Raw genomic sequence first — 6,209 nt, forward strand, 5'->3', positions numbered from 1 at the left:
CATATTTTGGGATTGGAATATTTATTAAAAGGTGGCGATAGCGAAGTTTTTAATTTGAGCAATGGCAGCGGTTTCTCCGTCAGAGAAGTCATAGCCGCAGTCGAAGAGGTGACAGGAACTTCGATACCAGTAGAAGAACGCGATCGCCGTCCTGGCGATCCCCCAGTTCTCATTGGCACCAGCGATAAAGCCAGAACAGTCTTAGGCTGGCAACCTCAGTATCCATCCATCAAAGATATTGTTGCTGACGCGTGGCAGTGGCACCAGAAGCGACATCATTCGACTTGATGGCATTGAGCCGAGATGCGCGACGTGAAAGTTGTGCATCTCAGCTCAATGCCTTAGCGACTTACTTGATAGCTTTATTGAGAGTGGAGTCTAGATGGAACCAACAACAGAACAGTTGAGAGCGTTTTACAGTAGATGTGTGAGAGCAAGTAATATGTTTCAGCCTATCAACGTGGTGCGACTGGACGAAAGAACAAAGCGCATATACGTTTTAATTCGAGACACAATACAAATAGAGATATATCCAAATGGTGAGCTTGATTTCCATGACTAAACCTGATTATCAAGCCATGTCAGATAATGAATTAAGAGATTGGGTTAGATATCATCCACAGGACACCGAAGCATTCCATATTTTAATGGACAGGTTAGACCAACGACCAAAAGTCATCACTCGCACTGATGAGGAATTTGAAATCGAGTTACAACGGCGTATTAGCCAAGCTAGTTGACAGTAAATTAAAAAAGTTCGACGGCTCATGTAGTAACCGCCTAACTCTGGTAAATATTGAAACCTCTAAGAGGTTTTACTACACAAAACCATCCCTCTCCGACTCAGAGAGGGACAGACTTGAACTTTAGTTCAAGGCAGGGGGAGGTTTATCGAACTAAGGTCTTATTTAGGAAACGCTATAACGACAAGATTTTATGTGAGAACACTCACTCGCTACCCCCTCTCATGCTTCGCAGTACGACAACTAAGATGCCGATAAATCCGAGAATTGGCAGTGCGATCGCCCAAGTTGGTAATTGTTGAGATTGACCTTCTACTAAATCACCATTGACATTTCGCAGATTTTGTGAATTTTGTGTAGACCCGCCTCCTGCCACAGTCACTTCAAATTTGAATTCAAAGGGTTTGAATCTTGCCCCAGAAACAGGTTTTCCATTTAGTTGCAACTCATAAAGACCTGGTTTGGGAAAAACAACTTCTGCACCTGGGATACCTTGATAACGTTCGGCTGACACTGGTTGTAACTGTGGTTCTAAAAGTGGTGGCTCTCCGGCTGCATAAGGTTCGGCATAAACAGCCAACTCACAATTACACTGTGACAGAGGAATCACCTTTCCACCTCTGCGGGTAAGTGCAAACCAGGCTTGGCTTGGTTCTCCTGCACGGGGATTATCATTTGGTTCAATGTGGAGAGTACCCCCAACATCTGAGCTTACTTCTACCTTATGAGCAAAAGCAGGGTAAAGATTAGTTATTGATATAACTAAGCAACTCAGGAATAATAAATACTTTATTGTTCCTTGATTTTTCTTGAAAATGCCTTTGAGTGGGTGACACCTCTGTTTTTGACTCGTTGAAACGGAGCCAGAAAATAAGGATGATTTACCGCGATTTGGTTGGGGGAACATAAAACTTTTCTACGGCTAACTTTGACCAGAAAAAGCGCGATCGCACTAGCAAGACACTGAGAGTAACAATTACCATCAGTACTGCCGCTAATTTATTTCCCCAAGTTGATTGCAAGGAACCCAGGTAATGGGAACCAATCAACACAGTATGAATGGCACTCAAGAGCAAGGCTGGCACACCCAATAGATGAATCTGTCGCCAACGCTTGCCCAAAGATTTTTGCAACGATTCCCAACTTGTAAAAGCGGCGGGGGACATTAATACCAATGCTACAGCACCCGCAGCCATCCCCCACTGAAATTCTGGCGGCAGAAAAGAAAAGGCGGCAAAATTCCATTGCAATGAATGTTCTATCATGTGGACGGTGTGAACCACAGAAAGCACAAAAGATCCCACACCCAAGCCGCGACGGTAACGCAGTGGTGAAGCCCACAAGCCACTAATCGGACGGGCAATTAACGCCAAAATTAAGCAGATTAAGGCGGCGTGTCCGGTGTAATCTACCATTGTGTCACCAGTCCGCAGCAAGGTGATGACGCCAATAATGAGTGTTACCCAACCGCCTAACCGAAACAACTGACTGCGCCTGTCTTTACTTACCAAAGATGAGGAAACGCCTACGCCTAGCATCGTGGGTAAGGTTCCCAAGCCAAAAGCCAGCATAGTAGCTGTACTCATCCATAAATTACCAGTTTCAGCGGCTTTAATTTGGGCAGCATACAGGAAACCACAGGGCATTAAACCCCAAGTCATCCCCAAAAGCATTGGCGTCCACCATTTGGTTTTTAAGGAAAGTTTAACCATTCCGGTGCTGAGGCGATCGTGTAAACTACCTTGCAATAGGGGATGTAACACCGGAATTCGCGGTAGTAAATTGGGTTTTACTTGTCCTAAGCCAAACCAAATCAACATCACGCCAGTCAGAATTGCCATCCAGCGCCGGAAGTCGCTGCCAACACCCGCTAGCTGTCCACCTTGCAGCAATACTGAACCTAGCGCCCCAATGCCAGCACCGACTAGAGCATAGCTCAACATCCGCCCCAGGTTTAGCAAAATATGAAATTTTAATTGCTGTTGCCAAGTATCGGGCTTTTCTAAGGTTGATGTCCGTCCCAAAGAGACTGTTTGTGGGCTTTTCGGCTGATGAGACAGGGAAAACGCCACTGTTAGAGGGCCACACATTCCAAAGCAGTGTCCAAAACTCCCCAGGAACCCCAGGATTGCGATCAGCAACAAATCTACCATAAAAAAAGTTCCGAGTTCTGAGTTATGAGTCCTGAGCGTCCGAATAAAGATTTTGAAGAAGTAATAAGAAATTTTTTCTTTTCTTCTCACTCAGTACTCAAAACTCCTCTAGTGCGGAACTGTAAGTGAAGTTGCGATCGCTGTCAAAAGACAAAGCGTCAAACTTGATATTTTCTCTAAGAAAGAAAGCCTGGGTGTAAAACTCCATACACACAAGCTTCTGAGAGCCACTGCTGCTCATCCTTCTTGCGCGGAACTGGCTTTTTTGCTTTTTGCATATACGATACATTTTATTAGCTAGAGAAGGTAGTAAAAATGACATATAGAGAATTAAATGACAGAAACTATTTTGAAGTAAATGGTACCCATCTGGAAATTATGCTGCCCGATACAGTAGCATTAGCAATTCCAGAAAATAAATCTGGTGCTATTTCTACTGTAGAGCTAGTTATTCAGATTACAAACAACACATCGGAGCAATTTTCTATGAGCTTCGATGACACTTTCATTCCCGAACTTGTGAACTCAGACGGTCAAACATTACAGGGAATTATCGTTATCTATGAACAGGAACCCACAAATCAATCAAATATATCTCAGCAGCACAATTGGAGGTTTAAATTGAGATGCTTATTTTCCAAATTAGTTAACAGGCGAAAACATCCAATAAATGTCAATTCCTGGTTAATCCATCCTGGGAGTAAGAGCGTTTCTCATTTAAATGGAAGGCTGTTTTGGCAAAATGACTTACTGATTCTAGAATTATCTACTAAAGACTTTTCTTTAGACTTTGAATACTTTAGACCTAAAACTTATTACTCTTTTAATGGACTACAACCGGGAAATTATCAGCTTCGATTTATTTATTTCAACAAATTTAGTAGTAGTTACAACAATGAATTAGACGCTATAGAAGTCACAAAATTACCACAAATAGCATCAAGTCATCCAACAGCAGCCTTCGTTAATTTTCGCTTGGTTCAACCTGTGGAACCTAAAAGTAGTGCTGTAGAAGTGGATGGTATACGTTTTGAAATCTTAATGCCGGAAAAAATATTGAGATTGCCAGAAAAAAAGCGTGATATTAAGACTCGTATGGAGTTAGGCATTTGCATTACTAATAATACGCCCACGCCAGTCCGCTTTAGCTTTTTTGCCACTATAATTCCCCAACTTGTGGGAGCAGATGGTCAACTACATTTCCAAGGGTATTATCGACGTGGTACTAAAAGACGATTAGAATCAGATTTTCCATTAGTTATGCCAGGAGAAAATATTACCTTTTTTCCATACTCCTTATTATATTGGCAAAAGCGCAACCAGTTTATTCTTCGCATCGAAGCTGGAGATGGAGGTTATTATATTTTTAAAGCTCTTAAAGCGGGTGTCTATCAAATTCAGTTTACTTATAATAACAAAGAAGCAATAGCAGAGGTATATCACCGAAAAACTATGAATACTAATTTAATAGAAGGTATTTGGATGGGGATAATATCTACACCTCAAGTAGAGTTTCGCTTAGATAGGTAAAGAGACTGACGATCGGTCTGGATATGTTTGCAAATAATCGCGTATCCAAATACAAGCAGAGTGTAGTTATTACAATGATCAAAAATTTTTTCCAAGAGAAATCGCCACTATTTGCTAACTTTAGATACAGTTTTTTGCTAAGATACCTTAAGCAGTAGGCTGGGATCAATTAATTTTACTGCTAATAAACCGTAAAAAAATAATACGAAATAATCTTTTTTGAGATATTTTATGTTTTTATTTCCTAATAATTACCACTAGCGATCGCTACATTGATAATGTTGTACCGAAAGCCAATTAACATACAAAAATTCATCCAAAAACAAAGTTATTTGCATATAGGGGTTTTCCTGGCAACTCTCTTGAGCATTATATTGTTCAGTTGGGTAGTACTCTCGCAGCAACCAGTTACCCTCAATCTGTTAATGACTGCTCCTGATGCCCAACCTTGGAGGCAGGGTTTAATTAGAGACTTCGAGGCTGAGAACCCAGGTATTCGCATTAACCTAGTTGAAGGGCCGAATGCCACAAATTTGCTCGAAGACCTGTATACCTCATCTTTTATCTTGGGTGAATCTCCTTATGACCTGATCAATATGGATGTGATCTGGACATCCAAGTTTGCTGCTGCTGGATGGTTGCTACCTTTAGGCGATCGCATTTCTAAAGAGGAGTTGGCAGCATTTTCACCCCAGGATGTAGAAGGCGGACGTTATCAAAACCAGCTGTACCGCATTCCAGTGCGTTCCGACGTGGGAATGCTCTACTACCGAGAAGATTTAATCAAACAAGCAGGATTGAAACCACCAGAAACCTTTGATGATTTGATCCGAATTTCCCAAGTCTTGCAGAAAAAAAAGCAGGTGAATTGGGGCTATGTTTGGCAAGGTCGCCAATATGAAGGACTTGTGGCGATGTTTGCAGAAATCCTCGATGGCTTTGGTGGCTTCTGGGTTAAACCCGACACCCTTGAAGTTGGGCTAGATCGACCAGAAACATTACAAGCCATTGAGTTTCTGCGTAGTACTATCAGGGAAGGCGTTTCTCCTCCTGGAGTCACAACCTATCAAGAAGAAGACACCCGCCGTTTGTTTCAAAGTGGTCAAGTAGCGTTTTTACGTAGTTGGCCCTATGCGTGGCCTTTAGCCCAAGCAGAAAATTCACCAATCCGGGGCAAAATTGCGATTAAACCGATGGTTCATGCTCCTGGAAAGACAGGAGGGGCAAGTCTTGGGGGCTGGGGTTTAGGAATTGCGAAATCTTCTCAACATCCTGAAGAGGCTTGGAAAGCAATTCAGTATTTTACCAGTCGAGAAGCACAGCGCCGATTCATTTTTAGTGCAGGTTATGTACCCAGTCGCCGGGAACTGTTTACAGACCCAGGGATTGTTGCTAAATACCCCCACTATCCGCAGTTATTGCAGGTTGTAGACAATGCAGTTTTACGTCCACCGATCGCGCAATATGCTCAAACATCAGATATTTTACAGCGTTATCTCAGTGCCGCGTTATCCGGTCGAATGAATCCTGAACGAGCAATGCAAGCTGCTGCTGCGGAAACGCGGCGATTGCTGGCGGCAGGGGGGCAGGGGAGCAGAGGGGCAGGGGAAAAGGTTAAAGGTTAAAGGGAAAAGGAATAAATTTAATCTTTCCCCTTTTCCCCTTACCTCTTTCCCTTTCTCCATTCCCAATGCCCAATGACCAATGACAAATGACAAATGACCAATGACAAATGACAAATGACAAATGACAAATGACAAATGACAAATGACAAATGACAAAT

6 protein-coding genes and 1 pseudogene are annotated in these 6,209 nt (G+C 42.5%); 5 read left to right on the plus strand and 2 right to left on the minus strand.

All coding sequences use genetic code 11. The annotated features are described in order from the left end of the window. The 3 genes and pseudogenes from RMY16_RS32855 to RMY16_RS32860 all read left to right on the plus strand — a co-directional run. Positions 1-288, plus strand: a pseudogene (locus RMY16_RS32855) (UDP-glucose 4-epimerase GalE); the annotation flags it as partial. A gap of 94 nt (positions 289-382) precedes the next feature. Beyond that, positions 383-562, plus strand: a complete 180-nt coding sequence (locus tag RMY16_RS33270; protein WP_416211730.1) for a DUF6888 family protein — start codon at positions 383-385, stop codon at positions 560-562. Next, on the plus strand, positions 555-740 hold the full coding sequence (locus RMY16_RS32860; RefSeq protein ID WP_289796166.1) for a DUF6887 family protein: 186 nt from the start codon (positions 555-557) through the stop codon (positions 738-740). The genes RMY16_RS33270 and RMY16_RS32860 overlap by 8 nt, the downstream gene beginning before the upstream one ends. A 208-nt stretch (positions 741-948) precedes the next feature. On the opposite strand, the gene RMY16_RS32865 is transcribed toward RMY16_RS32860, so the two are convergent. Both RMY16_RS32865 and RMY16_RS32870 read right to left on the minus strand, forming a co-directional pair. Next, positions 949-1,650 carry a hypothetical protein gene (locus tag RMY16_RS32865; RefSeq protein ID WP_322739882.1) on the minus strand — a complete coding sequence of 234 codons (702 nt, stop codon included), beginning with the start codon at positions 1,648-1,650 and terminating at the stop codon, positions 949-951. Continuing rightward, entirely contained in the window at positions 1,625-2,896 is a 1,272-nt protein-coding gene (locus tag RMY16_RS32870) for a sulfite exporter TauE/SafE family protein (RefSeq protein ID WP_322739883.1), read from the minus strand. Before RMY16_RS32870 ends, RMY16_RS32865 begins: the two co-directional genes overlap by 26 nt. A 315-nt stretch (positions 2,897-3,211) precedes the next feature. Here RMY16_RS32870 and RMY16_RS32875 point away from each other — a divergent pair, with 315 nt between their 5' ends. Together RMY16_RS32875 and RMY16_RS32880 are read left to right on the plus strand one after the other, a co-directional pair. Then, positions 3,212-4,426: a hypothetical protein gene (locus tag RMY16_RS32875; RefSeq protein ID WP_322739884.1), complete on the plus strand. Its 1,215-nt coding sequence runs from the start codon at positions 3,212-3,214 to the stop codon at positions 4,424-4,426. A gap of 278 nt (positions 4,427-4,704) precedes the next feature. Beyond that, the gene (locus RMY16_RS32880; RefSeq protein ID WP_322739885.1) at positions 4,705-6,051 is read left to right on the plus strand and encodes an ABC transporter substrate-binding protein; all 1,347 of its coding nucleotides are present in this window, start codon (positions 4,705-4,707) and stop codon (positions 6,049-6,051) included. The last annotated feature ends 158 nt before the right edge of the window (positions 6,052-6,209 follow it).

This window comes from Nostoc sp. DedQUE12b, from assembly GCF_034530835.1.
Classification (GTDB): domain Bacteria; phylum Cyanobacteriota; class Cyanobacteriia; order Cyanobacteriales; family Nostocaceae; genus Nostoc.